The 15,190-nt window shown below is 70.7% G+C and carries 12 protein-coding genes; 5 read left to right on the forward strand and 7 right to left on the reverse strand.

Annotation, left to right across the window (positions count from 1 at the left end; all coding sequences use genetic code 11):
- Positions 1 to 146 precede the first annotated feature (146 nt).
- The 3 genes from EDJALFJO_RS20470 to EDJALFJO_RS20480 are packed head-to-tail and all read right to left on the reverse strand — an operon-like array spanning position 147 to position 4,446.
- On the reverse strand, positions 147 to 2,291 hold the full coding sequence (locus tag EDJALFJO_RS20470) for a DUF6259 domain-containing protein (protein WP_088288163.1): 2,145 nt from the start codon (positions 2,289 to 2,291) through the stop codon (positions 147 to 149).
- A complete protein-coding gene (locus EDJALFJO_RS20475; protein ID WP_088288164.1) occupies positions 2,288 to 4,060 on the reverse strand; it encodes an amylo-alpha-1,6-glucosidase in 1,773 nt (590 codons plus the stop codon). The genes EDJALFJO_RS20470 and EDJALFJO_RS20475 overlap by 4 nt, the downstream gene beginning before the upstream one ends.
- 2 nt (positions 4,061 to 4,062) lie before the next feature.
- Positions 4,063 to 4,446 (reverse strand): hypothetical protein, encoded by a 384-nt coding sequence (locus tag EDJALFJO_RS20480; protein ID WP_088288165.1) that lies wholly within the window; start codon positions 4,444 to 4,446, stop codon positions 4,063 to 4,065.
- 238 nt (positions 4,447 to 4,684) lie between these two features.
- On the opposite strand from EDJALFJO_RS20480, the gene EDJALFJO_RS20485 reads away from it, so the two are divergent.
- Both EDJALFJO_RS20485 and EDJALFJO_RS20490 read left to right on the forward strand, forming a co-directional pair.
- Positions 4,685 to 5,719 carry a LacI family DNA-binding transcriptional regulator gene (locus tag EDJALFJO_RS20485; RefSeq protein WP_088288166.1) on the forward strand — a complete coding sequence of 345 codons (1,035 nt, stop codon included), beginning with the start codon at positions 4,685 to 4,687 and terminating at the stop codon, positions 5,717 to 5,719.
- Between the two features lie 81 nt (positions 5,720 to 5,800).
- Entirely contained in the window at positions 5,801 to 7,813 is a 2,013-nt protein-coding gene (locus EDJALFJO_RS20490; RefSeq protein ID WP_088288167.1) for a TIM-barrel domain-containing protein, read from the forward strand.
- Here the strand turns inward: EDJALFJO_RS20490 and EDJALFJO_RS20495 are convergent, their stop codons facing one another.
- The 4 genes from EDJALFJO_RS20495 to EDJALFJO_RS20510 are packed head-to-tail and all read right to left on the reverse strand — an operon-like array spanning position 7,814 to position 11,718.
- Positions 7,814 to 9,100, reverse strand: coding sequence for an MFS transporter (locus EDJALFJO_RS20495; RefSeq protein ID WP_369812561.1), 1,287 nt, complete (start codon positions 9,098 to 9,100; stop codon positions 7,814 to 7,816).
- Positions 9,090 to 9,986 (reverse strand): SMP-30/gluconolactonase/LRE family protein, encoded by an 897-nt coding sequence (locus tag EDJALFJO_RS20500; protein WP_088288169.1) that lies wholly within the window; start codon positions 9,984 to 9,986, stop codon positions 9,090 to 9,092. Before EDJALFJO_RS20500 ends, EDJALFJO_RS20495 begins: the two co-directional genes overlap by 11 nt.
- Complete coding sequence (locus EDJALFJO_RS20505; protein ID WP_088288170.1) at positions 9,983 to 11,083, reverse strand: sugar kinase; 1,101 nt, start codon at positions 11,081 to 11,083, stop codon at positions 9,983 to 9,985. The genes EDJALFJO_RS20500 and EDJALFJO_RS20505 overlap by 4 nt, the downstream gene beginning before the upstream one ends.
- A complete protein-coding gene (locus tag EDJALFJO_RS20510; RefSeq protein ID WP_198950493.1) occupies positions 11,080 to 11,718 on the reverse strand; it encodes a bifunctional 4-hydroxy-2-oxoglutarate aldolase/2-dehydro-3-deoxy-phosphogluconate aldolase in 639 nt (212 codons plus the stop codon). Before EDJALFJO_RS20510 ends, EDJALFJO_RS20505 begins: the two co-directional genes overlap by 4 nt.
- A 136-nt stretch (positions 11,719 to 11,854) precedes the next feature.
- Between EDJALFJO_RS20510 and EDJALFJO_RS20515 the strand changes: the two genes are divergently transcribed.
- The 3 genes from EDJALFJO_RS20515 to EDJALFJO_RS20525 all read left to right on the forward strand — a co-directional run bounded on the left by EDJALFJO_RS20515 (position 11,855) and on the right by EDJALFJO_RS20525 (position 15,162).
- A complete protein-coding gene (locus EDJALFJO_RS20515) occupies positions 11,855 to 12,598 on the forward strand; it encodes a FadR/GntR family transcriptional regulator (protein ID WP_158220504.1) in 744 nt (247 codons plus the stop codon).
- Between the two features lie 230 nt (positions 12,599 to 12,828).
- Entirely contained in the window at positions 12,829 to 13,890 is a 1,062-nt protein-coding gene (locus EDJALFJO_RS20520; RefSeq protein WP_088288173.1) for a serine hydrolase, read from the forward strand.
- A gap of 69 nt (positions 13,891 to 13,959) precedes the next feature.
- Complete coding sequence (locus EDJALFJO_RS20525; RefSeq protein WP_233149971.1) at positions 13,960 to 15,162, forward strand: LacI family DNA-binding transcriptional regulator; 1,203 nt, start codon at positions 13,960 to 13,962, stop codon at positions 15,160 to 15,162.
- The last annotated feature ends 28 nt before the right edge of the window (positions 15,163 to 15,190 follow it).

The raw sequence follows: 15,190 nt of genomic DNA on the forward strand, positions 1-15,190 counted from the left end.
ATGCAGAGAGTGCCGTGCCCACTCTTGGGGATCCCGCACGCCTCGCACGAGTAAACATCGTATGTATGACTTAAAGAGTCAAGAGCTTCGACCGATCCCCAGGTAACGATGCGGTCACGGGACTGCTCGGGCCGGCGCCCGGCCCGTCACGACCGCCGCTCCACGGTCGTCGTGGGGAGGACGAGCGCAGCGGACCTGGTCGGCAGCTCGATCCACGTCCCCGTGCCGTCCTGCTCTCCGCGGACCCATCCCGCGCCGTCCACGACGTGCGAGGAGAGCGGCTGGTCGCAGTCGCCGACCTGCACCAACAGGCGCACCGGCCGTTCGCCGTAGTTGGCGACGGCGACGCCGAGCGGACCCTCGTCGACCGGCCGGAACACCGAGTACGGATGGTGCGCCGTCCCGTCCACGTCGACGACGCGAGCGCCGAGGGTGTCCTGGTACTCGCCGTCCCAGAACCAGCGTCGCCACCTCGTCCTGAGGTCGTCCATCGCTCGGCCGTACGCCACGGTGAGCGGGAAGTCCTCTAGGCGCCCCTGGAAGTGGTACGGCTCGTAGCTCAGGACGTAGCGGTAGAGCAGCGCCTGCCCGACGAGGTCGCGGTCATCGAAGCCGATCACCGCCGTCATGAGCGCCGCGTGCGGGTGGAGGAAGCGGGTCAGGGGCACGTGGTCGACGGCGAAGCTGCGGTGGTAGCTCAGCTGGTAGGCCTCGAACTCGGTGTCGTAGCAGGCTTCCCCGGCCAGCAGGAAGTCCCGTCGCCGGGCGGCTGCCAGATCGGCGAAGCGACGCGCGAGCGGGATGTCGTGCGCGAACACGGGAGCGGCGCGCCGGTGCCCGTGCGACGTGTCGAAGCACAGCAGCGCCTGCCCGTGGTGGAGGCACTCGTCGAAGAGCATCCCGTCGGCGCCGAGGTCCACGATTCCCTCCACGTCGCGCTCGCAGATCGCTCGGTAGGTCTCCGAGCCGAAGCACATCGGGACGAGTCCGCGCAGATTGATCCCGAGCATCTGGGTGACGGTGTTGTACATGAAGCCCTCGAACACATACGGGTCGCCGTACGGGTCCTTGATCGCCTCGTGCACCAGCTCGTCGCGATAGCGGCGAGTGGTGCGGTCGGCCCAGGTGAACTTCGCGAACAGCACGACACGCACGTCCAGCTCGTGGCACCGCGCTATGGCCTCACGCAGGGCCGGCGCACCGCCGAGCCTCGCGTCGGGTGTGTGGTCCGGGTTGTTGCGGTCCTGCCCCCCGGTGTTCCAGCCGACGAGCTGGATGGTCCGGACGCCGTGAGCCGCGCACGACGCCGCGACCTCCGGCAGGCGCGAGAAGGGCAGGCGCAGCTCGTCCTCGGGCGAGTTGACCTGAAGCTGCAGCCACGCGTCCGGCTCCGCTGCCCACGACGGCGGGGTCGCGGGCGTGGACCACGAGCGTCGACGATCCCGGTACATCGCGGCGCCGGACTGCCAGCCCCCGACGAAGGACGCGAGCGCGATCGGCGTGAGACGGGTCCGCTCCCCCGGCTGCAGGTAGGGGACGTGGACGGCGGCGACGCGGAGGCACGTGGGTTCGGGTGCCGCAACGTCCGCGGCGGGCACCTGCATGCGCAGCGAGTCGCCGTACCCGGGTCGCAGCTCGGCCACCCACCCGACGATCGCGTCGGCGCTCTCGTCGACGCCGAGATAGAAGCCGTGCTCACCGTCCTCGACGAGGACGAAGGGGGTCGACGGTGTCGTCGCGTGCTGTCGCATCGGCCCGTTGAGCCACGTCGGGGTGTCGACCCCGAAGTAGGGCACGGAGTCCACGAACGTGGGTCGGAAGGGACGCCGCTGCGCGTCGGCGTAGCCCGGCGCGACGCTGAACAGGGGCCGCTCGGGATCGCGATGCGCGACGTCGCCGAGCCAGGGGAACCGGACGTCCTCGACGACGAGGTCCGACTGGTTGTCGATCTCCATGCCCAGCACCAGCCGGTCCTCGATCGCTCGGACGGAGACGCGCACCGCGATGTTGTGACGTCCACCGTGCTCGGACACGAGCGAGGGCCACTCGGCCTGGACGCCGTCGCCGTCAGGCAGCTCGCTCCACACGGGGGCATCCTGCGCCCGTGAGTCGGCGACGTTGTGACGTCGCTCGTCGAGCGGCACGCGCAGCGCGAACCCGAGTCCGAGGGCCTCGTCGCCGAGCAGGGTCCACGACCCGTCCGCGGTGCACAGCCCGACGATGGACCCGTCGGCGCGCGCGAGCTCGGCCACCAGACTGCGGCAGCCGACCAGCACCGTCTCGTCGCTCATCCGACCTCCCCACGGCTCCGCGCGAACTCGCCCGCGAGGACGAGCGCTACTGCGGCGGTCCAGCTGTAGCCGCCGTCGCGCAGCGGCGCTCCGCTCAGCGCGTCGAAGTTCTCCGCGAAGCCCCCGTCCCGGCAGGTGCGCAGGAACCGCAGCCCGACATCGTCCGCGAGGTCCGGGTGTCCGCACGCGCGCAGCCCTTCGGTGACGATGTAGGTCGTCGGCGCCCAGATCGGTCCGCGCCAGTAACCGTCGGGCTCGTACAGCGTGCTCGAGGGGCTCTCACTCGCCACGCCGTGCTCGGTGAGGTTCGCGAGGGTTTCCGATACGAGGCACTCCCGGACCGCGTCCGGGAGCCGCGCTCCGAGCAGCATGGGCAGCACGAAGAGCTGGCTCATCCCGCTGCGCCCCGTGACGTCGTCGCCGCCGCGGCGCACGACGAACCGGTCGCCGTCCCAGAGCCTGCCCAGGAACAGGTCGAGGTGCGCATCCGCTCGCGCGGACCAGGCGCGCGACTCCTCCTGCCGACCGAGCCGTGCGGCGATGTCGGCCAGCACGTCCATCTGAATCACGAGGTAGGCCGCGAGGTCGGGCGCCGCCGCCGGGAAGCCGACCGCGTCGAAGGCTGCGGAGTTGTCCTGCCCGCTGTCGCAGCCGTGGAAGTACTCGCACAGGCCGTCGCCGTCGTCGTCGCGGAACCGGAACCACCAGTCGGTCCAGGCCACGAGCGGCGGGTAGACCTGCTCGAGGCCATCCTCGGGCACGGCGCCGGCAGCAAGCAGCGCCCGCAGTGTCCATCCGTGCACGGGTGGTTTGCAGAACCCCCACATGCGTCCGTTGTCGTGGACGATGTCGGGCAGCATTCCGTCGCGGTGCTGGTGGTCGAACACGACGAGGAACTGGTCCCAGGCGAGCCCCGGGTCGCCCACGGCGAGACCGAGTGCGACGAAGCAGTTGTCCCACGACCAGATCGCGTTCATCCAGTTCTTCGACATGAGGACGCCGGAACGCGTCTGGATCCCCCGGGGTGCGACGGTGTTGGACCAGAGCAGCGCAGCGGCAGCGCGCGCGGTGGGCCGGAACTCGTCGTCGACCGCGGCGAACCGGCTCAGCCACGACATCAGCTCGGCGGCCACGTCGGCGCGGCACTCGTCGAACGGCCGCCACGCCTCCGGCGCCGCGTAGCCGGCCTCGTACTGGGTGAGCGCGATCTCGACCGTCCCTCGCGCGTGGGGCCGTGCATCGACAACCTTGCGGTCGAGGGTGTCCGCGGCGCCGGTGCGCACACGAGGGGCGTCCACACTCAGCTCGCCCGAGATCCGCGTGACTACGTAGTGCGCGTCCTCGCCCATCTGCAGTCGCCACGAGTCGGGCGAACGCGGGAAAGCGAGGGCGGCGTCCAGCGGGTCGATGACGCTCTGCTCGAGCCGGATACCCGCGCCGTGCGCGCGCATCCGCATCGTGTTCGTGCCGTCCCACGTGATCTCGATGCGACCGTCTCCGACACCGAGCACCAACAGATCCGCTCGAGCGCTCTCGATGGTCGGCTCGACCGCGACGTCGCCCACGAGGCCGCGCAGGCGGAACACGCCGTTCCAGCGCCACAGCCGCGCACCCGAGACGTCGCACAGGTAGAGCCCCGCCTCGATGTCGTGGTCACGGCCCGGGTGATCGCGCTTGCCGACGTTCGTCGACAACGTCATGTAGGAGCCACGACGGCTCCAGGCGACCGCAGACAGGTCCAGCTCGGGGAGGACGTCTGAGTGGGTCATGGTCACAGTCCTTGCCCCAGTCGGTGGTACGCCGCGTTGCAGCGCAGTCGGTCGCGCAGACCCTCGGGTGCCGTCCGCGGACCGGGGAGGACGGTGCACGCGGTCGCGTCGACGCCCACCCCGACGACCTCGGAGGCGTCGGAGGCGTCGACCCCGCGCGTGCGCAACGCGTCCGGCACCGCGCGGGCCCAGCACTGGCGCCAGTCCGCCGTGTCCTGCGGCACCCGCAGCGGCGGGAGCGCCCGACCTGTCGGGAGGAGGTCGTCGATGACGCCGCATGCGGACTCGTGCACTGCGTTCCCGGGCTCGCACCCGTCGGCCACGTCCACCACGACGGCACGACCCGACAGCGTGCCGAAGTGGATGCCGATGGTCACCGCGCGCACGTGAACCTCCTTGTCCGGTCCTCCGCAGGGACGGTGCGGGCCGAGACGACTGGCCGGCCCTGCCACGACCCGCACCTCGGCGTCCCGTGTGCCGCGCCCCAAGCCGCGCGCCCTGGCCACGTCGCGAGGTTAGCGCAAACATCATATGAACCGGAAGACTGTGTGCGGGCGCGCGTCTCAGCAGACGCGTGCTCTACCCTTCGGTCGCCAGCACGCCCACGGATGACACGGAGGAGCCATGGATCCGGCCGGCCCCCGGCGTCCCCCGACGCTCGCCGACGTGGCCCGTCTGGCCGGCGTGTCAGCAATGACGGTGTCGCGCCTCATCAACGAGCAGGGCAAGGTCAGTCGCCCGACCGCCGACCGGGTGCGCCTCGCGATGCAGCAGCTGAGGTACCGACCCAACCCGCTCGCACGAGGGCTCGCCGGCGGCCGCACACAGACGCTCGGCGTCGTCACCTTCGACACCGCCCAGTACGGGCCTGCCTCTACGCTGCTGGGCATCGAGCGGGCAGCGCGCGAGCGCGGGTACGGCGTGGCGATCGCGGCGATCGCACGACCGGACCACGACGCGCTGCGCGACGCCGTCCTGTCGCTGCACGACCACCAGGTCGACGGCCTCGTCGTGATCGCGCCGTTCGTCGCCACCGCCGGCGCGCTACGGGACCTGGAGGGCACAACCCCTGTCGTAGTGGCGGAAGCGGGACATCCGGGAGAGGCACCGATCGTCGGGATCGACCAGGGGCACGGTGCCCGTCTGGCCACCCGGCACCTCCTCGGCCTGGGGCACCGGACCGTCCACCACGTCGCCGGCCCGGACGACTGGATCGAGTCCCGCTTGCGCGTCGCGGGCTGGCGCGACGAGCTCGCCAGCGCGGCGCTCGCGGCGCCACCCCCGATCGAGACGGACTGGTCGGCGGCGGCGGGGTACGCCGCAGGCGTGCGCCTGGTCGAGCAGGGCGACGTCACGGCTGTGTTCGCGGCCAACGACCAGATCGCCCTGGGCCTGCTGCACGCCTTCCACGCGAGAGGCCTCCGAGTCCCGGACGAGGTGAGCATCGTCGGCTTCGACGACACGCCGGAATCGGCGTACTACACGCCAGCCCTCACCACCGTCCGTCAGGACTTCGGCCGGCTCGGCGAGGTCGCCGTCGCGCTGCTCGACCAGCGCGTCGCCGACCCTTCTCTCGTGGTCGAGAACAAGCAGCTCATCACCCCGACCCTCGTGGTGCGCTCCAGCACCGCAGCGCCCCGACACCGAGGGCGTGGCTGATGTTTGCGCTAACAGAGCGGCTCTGCCAGCCTCAGCGCGACGCCGCGACCGTCGGCGCGCGATCACGACTAGGAGAACCTCATGCGCTTCGAGCGGCGGACCACCGGCGTGACGGTGCGGTTGGCCGGCGAGACGCTGCGCATCGACGCCTGGGGCGCCGACACCCTGCGCGTGCGCGGCGCGGTCGAACCCGAACCGACCGAGGTCGCACAGGCCGTCGTGTCGTCGCCGACGCAGGCGCGCGTCGAGTTCGACGAGCGCACGGGGTCGCTGCGCGTCGCCAGCGGATCCCTGTGCGCTGTCGTCGAGCGGTCTGGACGACTCACCTTCGAAGGACGCGACGGAGTGCTCCTGGGCGAGCCCGCGTTCGACCCGGACGAGCCGCCCCTGCGTCCGCACCGGTGGTACCCCGTCCTCGCCGACGGCCGCCACGGTGCGGAGGCGACCTTCGCCGCTCACGACGAGGAGCGCTTCTACGGCCTAGGTCAGCACACGCTGGGTCGACTGGATCTCAAGGGCTGCGTCGTCGACCTGTGGCAGCGCAACAGCCAGGTGGCCGTGCCCGCGCTTGTCTCGTCGCGCGGCTACGGCCTGCTCTGGAACTCGCCCGCGGTCGGACGTGTCGAGCTCGGCGCCAACCACACACGGTGGGTGGCCCACCGGGCGGCGCAGCTCGACTACGTGGTCTACGCCGGGGAGACGCCGGCCGATGTGCTGCGGCGGTACCACGACCTCACCGGGTATCCGCCGCCTCTACCGCGGTGGGCGAGCGGATACTGGCAGAGCAACAGCTACTACACCTCGCAGGACGAGCTGCTGTCGGTGGCGCGGGAGCATCTCGCGCGTGACCTTCCCTTGACGGCGATGTTCGTCGACTACATGCACTGGACGCGTCTCGGCGAGTGGGAGTGGGACGCCGAGGCGTGGCCCGACCCCGCCGCGATGGTTGCTGAGCTCGATGCCGCCGGCGTACGGCTCATGGTGGCGGTGTGGCCGCACGTGAGCCCGCGCAGCAAGCACTTCGGCCACCTGCACGACAACGGACTGCTCGTCGGTTCTGCGGACGGCGGCCCGGCACTGTTCTCCTTCGCCGATCGTGAGGCACCCGAGGGAGTCGCCCTCGCGCTGCTCGATCTCTCGAACCCTGCGGCCCGCCGCTTCTACTGGGAGCGGATCGAGGAGGGCTACCACCGGATCGGTGTGCGCGCGTTCTGGCTCGACGCCTGCGAGCCCGAGCTGACGGCCGGCCGCGGTGCGCTGTTCGAGGATTCGGCGCGCTACCACCTGGGCCACGGGACCGAGGTGTCGAGCATGTACCCACTGCTCGACGCGCAGGCTGTCCGGGAGGGGCTCGACGGCGTCGACGACACCGAGTCGATGCTCCTTGTCCGGTCGGCCTGGGCCGGCAGCCAGCGCTATGGCGCCGCCGTGTGGTCGGGTGACGTGCAGTCGACGTGGGAGAGCCTCCGGCTGCAGGTCGGGGCCGGGCTCAACATGATGGTGAGCGGCATACCGTGGTGGACGTCGGACATCGGCGGCTTCTTCGGGGCCGACCGGGACAGCGATGACTTCCGCGAGCTGCTCGTGCGATGGTTCCAGTTCGCGGTCTTCTGGCCGGTGCTGAGGATGCACGGAAACCGTCACCCGGACTTCTTCGGCGCCGGCATCTTCTCAGCCGGTGGACCCAACGAGGTGTGGTCGTTCGGCGAGCCGGCCTACCAGATCATGCGGGGGCTGCTCGCATTCAGGGAGCGGTTGCGTCCCTACCTGCACGACGTTCTCGACGTGACGGCCAGCGAGGGCACACCACCGGTACGACCGATGTGGTTCCAGCACCCCGACGACGTGGTCGCTGTCGGGATCTCGGACCAGTTCCTGCTGGGACCCGACCTGCTCGTCGCCCCCGTGACCGACGCAGGCGTGCGCAGCCGGAAGGTCTACCTGCCGGACGGTTCGTCCTGGCGCGACCCGCGCGCGGGGACGACCCATGACGGGGGCCGATGGGTGAACGTCGAGGCCCCGATCGACGTGGTGCCGGTCTTCGTCCGAGTGGGCGGCGCGCTGCAGATGGACGCGAGCTGGTTCGTGGGCTGATCAGCGTTCAGACGATCCCCGCCGTGCGCCCAGCTGACGCACCTGCGCCTCGAGGAGGGCGAGCGGCGGCATGGCCGCGAGACCGGCGGCCACCCACAGCACAGGTGCGATGCCGAATGCGTCGACCAGCGGTCCTGCGGCCACCAGTGCCAGCGGCGAGAGCGCGAAGGAACCGAGCCAGTCGAAGGCGGACACACGCGAGAGCGCCTCGTGGGGCACGTAGCGCTGCAGCGAGGTGTCCCACAGCACGGAGAAGACGTCGAGCGCGACTCCGGCCACGAAGGCTGAACCGGCAATGACAAGCATCGACGTCGGGACTGCAAGCGCAGCAAGGGGAAGGGCGAAGAGCCCGAGAGCGGGCATGGCCACGACCAGGGGACGGTGCACACGGATCCGGACGGCCACGAAGGCTCCTAGGACGGTGCCCAGGGCCAGCGCCGACGAGATGGTCGCCCAGGCGGTGGCACCGCCGAGCGACGCTTTCGACTGCAGCGGGCCGAGGACTCCGAGGGCCGCTCCGACTCCCAGGTTCGACACGGCCCCGAGGATCACGATCACGACGACCCACCGACGGCTGCGGAACTCGCGCCAGCCCTCTCGGAAGTCCCCGAGCGGACGCGACGCGGCTGCGCGGGGCACTGAGTGGCGAGGTGGCACCCACGCGATGAGTGCGGCCGCCGTCACGCTCGCCAGCCCGCTGCCGGTGATCGCCACACCCGCCCCGAGGGACGCCACCAGCACACCGCTGAGCGCTGCCCCCAGGATGCGCGCGACATTCACGGAGAAGCGCAGCAGGGCGTTGACCGACTGCAGCTGCTCCGGCGCCGCGACCTCCGGGACGAATCCGGTGAACGCGGGGTAGAAGAACCCCGTGGCGGCGCCACCGCCGGCGGCGAGGATCGCGAGTTGGAGCACCGTGGCGTGACCGAGGAGCACCAGCGTCCCCATGACCAGCGTCGCCGCACCAGCCGCCAGCTCCGCCGCGGTCATGAGCCGTCGCCGACTCGTTCGGTCAGCGACCACGCCGCCCGGCAACAGCGCCAGGACCTGTCCACCGACAGCGGCGGCCACCACCGCGCCGAGCGTCGACGCCGAGGTGTCGGTCATCCCCAGCACGGCGAACGCCAGTGCGGTGGGCAGCAGGCTAGATCCGAGAAGTGCCGCGAAACGAGCAGCGGCAAGTCGACGGACCGCGGGGTCGCACAGCGGCAGCAGAAGGGGCCACCGAGGATCCCGTGCGGCGGTCAAGGCCGGGTCACCTCCGCCCGGCCCGCGGTCACGACCCAAGCCCCAGGGACACCGGATCGACAGCCACGGTGGGGCTCCCGACCACGTCGGTCGCCACGACGAAGGTGGCCCCGGCCAGCGGCTGCTCGTCGAGTTCGGTGGCCGAGAGCTCGTACGCCGCCGTCGTGACGTAGAGCTCGGTGAGCGACGACCCGCCGAAGCAGACGCTGGCCGCCTGTGTCACGGGGAGATCCACGACGGCCACGAGCTCGCCGTCGGGCGAGTACCGGCGTACGGCGCTGCCGCCCCAGAGAGCGACCCAGACGCCTCCCTCGGAGTCGACCGTCATGCCGTCGGGACTCCCATCACCGTGATCGATGGCCACCCACGGACGCCGGCCGGCGGCCGCACCCGTCTCTAGGTCGTAGTCGAAGACGTCGATCCGCCCGGTCGCGGTGTCGATGAAGTACATCCTCGATCCGTCCGGGCTCCAGCCGGTGCCGTTCGCGATGGTGCATCCGGGTGCGACGGCGACCGGCCCGGAGGGCGTGAAGGAGTAGAGCGTCGAACGACCGGGCGCGTAGTCGTACGCCATCGTCCCGCCCCACAGGCGACCGCGGGGATCGCACTTCGCGTCGTTCATCCGCACGGTGTGGTCGTCCGCCTCGAGGGGCACGACGAGCGTGGAGTTCGTGTCGTCCCAGGAGTACGTGTGGACGCCGTCCTCCATCGCGAGGACGAGACCGCCCGTGGCGGAGGGGATCACTGCCCCCGTCGGCAGTGCGACGGATCGGCGCGCGACCTGACCGGACACCGGGTCGAGCCGGTAGAGGTCGCCCGGCGTCACGTCGACGAACCACAGCACCCCGTCGCGGCCGTCCCACGCGGGGCCTTCGCCGACATCCGCGCGGACCGCCGCGGCGACCTCCCAGCCGTAGGCGCTCACCGCTGGACTCTCGCGGATCCCCCGGCAGCAAGGCTCTCGACCTCGGACCGGCTCGCCATCGACGTGTCTCCGGGAGTCGTCATGGCCAGCGCACCGTGCGCCGCCCCCAGCTCGACCGCCTCCAGCAGCGAGCGCCCCTCGAGCAGACCGAACGCGAGACCCGACGCGAACGAGTCACCACCACCCACCCGATCGAGGATGGCGAGCTCCCGACGGTTCGTCGCCCTCGCGAACCCCGCGGCCGCCGACCAGGCGACCGCTCCCCAGCCGTTGACCGAGGCCGTGTGCACCTCACGCAGCGTCGTGGCCACCACCTCGAGCTGCGGGAACGCCGCGGTCACCGACGCGATCATCGCCTCGAAGTGCGACGGGTCGAGCGCGGTGAGAGCGTCGTTGACGCCGTCAACCTCGAAGCCGAGAGCGCTGGTGAAGTCCTCCTCGTTCCCGAACAGCACGTCGACGAGCGCGACGAGCCGCCGGTTCACCTCCTGCGCGCGAGCCTGACCGCCCTGCTCGCGCCAGATGCTCGGGCGGTAGTTCAGGTCGTACGACACGACGGTGCCGTGGGCGCGTGCCGCCGTCATCGCCGCCTCGGCGACCTCGGCGGTCGCTGCCGAGAGCCCGGCGAAGATGCCGCCCGTGTGCAGCCAACGCACGCCGTCCACCCCGAAGAGGCGGTCCCAGTCGACGTCGTCGGGGGCCAGCGCGGCGGTGGCGCTGTGCGCCCGGTCGGACACCCCCAACGCGCCACGTACCCCAAAACCGCGCTCGGTGAAGTTCAGTGCGTTGCGGTTCTCACGCCCGATCCCGTCGGCCTCCTTCCACACGAGGTAAGCCGTATCGACGCCGCCCTGCAGGATGAGGTCCTCCAGGAGCAGCCCCACCTCGTTGTCACCGAGCGCCGTGACGACGGCCGTGCGCTGGCCGAACGCGCGCCGCAGACCTCTGGCGACGTTGTACTCGCCACCGCCCTCCGAGGCTCGGAAGCTGCGCGCCGTGCGTACCCGACCCTCGCCCGGGTCGAGCCGCAGCATGACCTCGCCCAGTGCGACGGCGTCGTACCGGCATTCGTCGATCGCGCGGAGCGTGAGGGTCATGAAAAGCTCCTGAGCTCGGCGGCGTCGCGGGCGAGCTGCCCGATCCGGGGCCAGTCGTGGGCAGCGACGAGGCCGGCGGGAACCATCCAGCTCCCTCCGATCGCGGCGACAGCGGGGATGTCGAGGTACTCGCGCGCGTTGTCGCGCGAGACACCACCCGTGGGGAGGAAGGTCATGTCCGGCCAGACCGACGACAGCGCGCGGACGAACCCTGCCCCACCGAGGTGCGCGACGGGGAAGACCTTGACCCAGCGCAGACCAAGAGCGCGCGCGGCCATGACCTCGGTGGGCGTCGCGACACCCGGCAGAACCGGCACACCGGCCTCCTGGCAGATGCGCACGACGCCTTCGTCGAGGCCGGGCGAGACGACGAAGCGGACGCCGGCCTCGAGTACGCTCTCAGCGTCGCGGACCGTGGTCACGGTGCCGGCGCCGAGCACTCCCGCGCTGCGCGCAGCCGCGAGCGCGTCCAGCGCGGCCGGTGTCCGAAGGGTGATCTCTACGTAGCGCAGACCAGCAGCGGCGAGGGCGCCCACGAGCTCGGGGGCCGTCGCGGCGTCGGTGACCGTGACCACCGGTACGACGCCGACGTGGCGCAGACCGTCGAGCACCAGCTGCTCGGAGCCCTCAGGCACCGTGGACCTCCTCGGGATCAATGGCGACGACCTAAGATAGTACGTATGATCTCTACTCTCAACGCCACGGCCGGCGCTACCGGCCGTGGCGATAGCGTGGCGGTCCCGACGAACCCGGCGAGGCGTGGAGATGCGCATGATTGCTCCCAAGGGCCCGATGTGGGTCCCGGTGATGCACGAACTGCTGGACCGCATCGTCACCGGGGCCTACCCCGAGGGGAGCGCACTGCCCTCCGAAGGACAGCTGGGCGCCGAGTTCGACGTATCCCGAACCGTGCTGCGCGAGAGCGTGAAGGTGCTCACCGAGAAGGGACTGGTCAGTACCTGGCGGGGCCGCGGCACCATCGTGGAGCCCGCGAAGCACTGGCGGACGTTCGATCCCGACCTGCTGGCGGCACGGCTGCGACACCCTGGCGGCGAGGTCGTCGTCCGGGAGCTGCTCATTCTGCGCAAGGGGATCGAGCCGGTGCTCGCCTCGATGGCCGCGCTGGCTGCGGACGACGAGCAGCGCGCCAGCCTGCAGCGACGTTTCGACGACCTCGAGCGATGGAAGGACGACCCAGCCTCCTACGTCCTCGCCGACGGCGACTTCCACGCGGAGATCGCAGAGATGTCCGGCGTGGTGATCGCCCGGGACCTGTTCGACCTCATGGCCGAACCCTTCACGCTCGCCCGACGGGGCACGGCCCTGATCCCAGGCGGCCAGGAGATCGCGCACGCGCAGCACCGCGCGATCCTGGACGGGATCCTCGCGCGCGACGGGGCCGCGTCGAGCGCAGCGATGTACGAGCATATGCAGTCGGCCGAGGACCGGCTCGCCCAGCTCGAATGGTCGACCGACCGGCTGGTACTGCCGGCTGCTCCACCCCGCCGCACCTGAGGCCCGATCCACTCGTGCGGTAGGCGATCGACCCGTGTCCCTCGCCGCGGCCTTCCACAAGGCGGCTCGCCTGTTCGGGTTGCCGGCACCGTGGACCGATACGACAGGGGCCGCTCCTACGTTGCTCGAACCCCGATTCCGGTGAGGGTCGGGTACAGCGGGTCTCCGAACCGCCGACGCGTCGTACCCCAGGGGACCTGAACCTCACGACGAGAGAGCCTGGGAGCCTCATGGAGCCGTTCAAAGCCGAGGCGCTGCGGGACCTTCGCGCCTACGCCGCTCGACACGTGCGCCGGGAGTCTCTGCCGGCTCTTCAACTGGCTCTGGCGCGCGGGCCGCACAACCTCACCATGTCCTTCGGGTGTGGGGACACGACCCGGTTCTGTGTCTACAGCATCAGCAAGCCCCTCTTCGCCTCCGCGATATGGCGACTGGCCGGCACCGAGGGATTCGAGCTCAGTACCAGCATCGCCGAGTTGGTCCCCGAGCTGACGTCGTGCCCCATCGGGGGTGTGCGGCTGAGCGATGTCATGAGCCATACGGGAGGCTTCCCGAACGCCTCCGCGGACTTGACGCGACTCGGAGACTCCCGGACTCGCCTGGCGGCCATCGCTGAATGGGAGTTGGAGTGGGAGCCCGGGAGCCGATACGTCTACCACGCCGTTTCAGCTCACTGGGTGCTGGCAGCCGTCCTGAGCGCGCTCACCGGTGAGGAGCACGGCGACGCGTTTCACCGCCTCGTCACCACGAGCCTCAGGCTCCCCCAACGTGTCCTGGGCGTCACGTCTCCGTCCGACTACCTCCCGCCGGTCCTGCCGACGAGTTCGACGCCGGACGACACCGCCTCGTGGGCGTGGCTTCTCGCCGTCGGGAGCGAACCCGTGATGAGCGCAGGCCTCCCAGGCGCGGGCTGCGTCATGACCGCCACCGAAGTCGCCTCCACCTACCAGGAGTTCCTTCGCAACAGAAGCGGCCTGTGGCGGCCTGACATCCTCGCTCAGGCCACGTCCGAGGTGGTCAACAGGTTCATGGACGACTACGCGGGGGTCAGCGCGAACAGATCCGTGGGCTTCGCCATAGCCGGCCCGAGACACGAAGCAGCCCATCGCGGCTTCGGTCGACGGAACTCCGAGCAGGCGTTCGGTCATGGCGGTGCCGGCGGTCAGATCGCCTGGGCAGACCCCGCCACCGGACTGTCCTTCGCCTGTGTGTCCAACGGGCTCATGACGGACGGTCGTCGGATCCAGGAGTTCGAATGCGAGGTGAGCGATCTGGCAACTGCGTGCTTGTGACAGCGAGGGGCCGGTACCACAGCCCGCCGAAAGGGAGGGAGCACGTACTCGTAGCGGCGACCGGTGGGCATGACTGCCGAGCCATCGGGTGAGTTCGTCGAGGATGTCGGCCGGGTCCGTTCGGCCAACCTTCCCCAAATTCAACATCATATGTATGATGAAGATGCGGTCGGCCGCACCGGTGGGCACCGGCACGGACCGAGGAGCGTATGCAGGGAGGCGGTGGCCATCATCGTGCGTGACACGCGAGTAACGCCGCCCCGCATGCGCGACGTCGCTGACCTGGCCGGCGTCTCGACGCAGACGGTGAGCAACTACGTGCACGGTCGCACTGCCAAGCTCTCCTCGGGCACGAGGGGGCGCGTCCAGGCGGCCATGGAGCAGCTCGGCTACCGGCCGGCGCGCTCGTCCGGCCAGCCAGGTCACCTCCGATCCCGCCGACTCGGCTTCCTGGTTCTCGACGAGAGCGACCGGTTCCTCGCCGATCCGTTGACCTCGCTCTACCTGTCGGGGATCGGTGACGTCGCACGCGCGCACGACATGAGCGTTCTCGTGCACAGCTCGCTGGACACCGACGACGACCTCCTGCGACCCGTGCTCGACCGAGAGGTCACCGGCGTGTGCCTGCTGCTGTCCGGCCCTCGCGGCCGGCGGCAGCGCGTCGCGGAGCGTGTCGCCGCATCCGGAGTGCCGTTCGTGCTGCTCGACGAGGTCGTCCCGCGCAGCCACGCCGGCTACCTCACGGTGATCGCGAACCAGCGTGACGGATCGCGGAAGTTGGTTCGGCATCTCGCTGCACAGGGCCATCGGCGTATCGCGTTCGTCGCCGCCGGATCCGAGTGGGCCGTGCTCGAGGAGCGCTACGCCGGCTACCGCATCGGTCTCACCGAGTCCTCCCTCGTCGCCGACTCGCGGCTGATCGTGTTCGAGGGCGGCTGGGAGCCAACGGGGATCGGTGTTCACGTCGAGGCGCTTCTCGGGCTGAGCGACCCTCCGACGGCGGTCGTGTGCGGCAGCGACCTCATGGCGCTGGGAGTCGTTCGCCACCTGCTCGACCGCGGGCTGCGCGTGCCCCGCGATGTCGCGGTGTGCGGCTTCGACGACTTCGTGTTCGCGCCGCACATGGATCCGCCGCTCACCACCGTGGCCGTACCCGCGTGGGAGATGGGGCGGGCCGCAGCAGGCCTCCTGCTGACCGCACTGTCGGGACGTCGCATCGCCCAGCGAGAGGTCCTGCTGCCCGTCGAGCTGCGACTGCGCGGATCGGCCTGACCTGCTTCGGCTCGACCCCGGCTGTCGG

It is taken from the genome of Kineosporia sp. A_224, assembly GCF_002198655.1.
Classification (GTDB): Bacteria; Actinomycetota; Actinomycetes; order Actinomycetales; family Kineosporiaceae; genus R-H-3.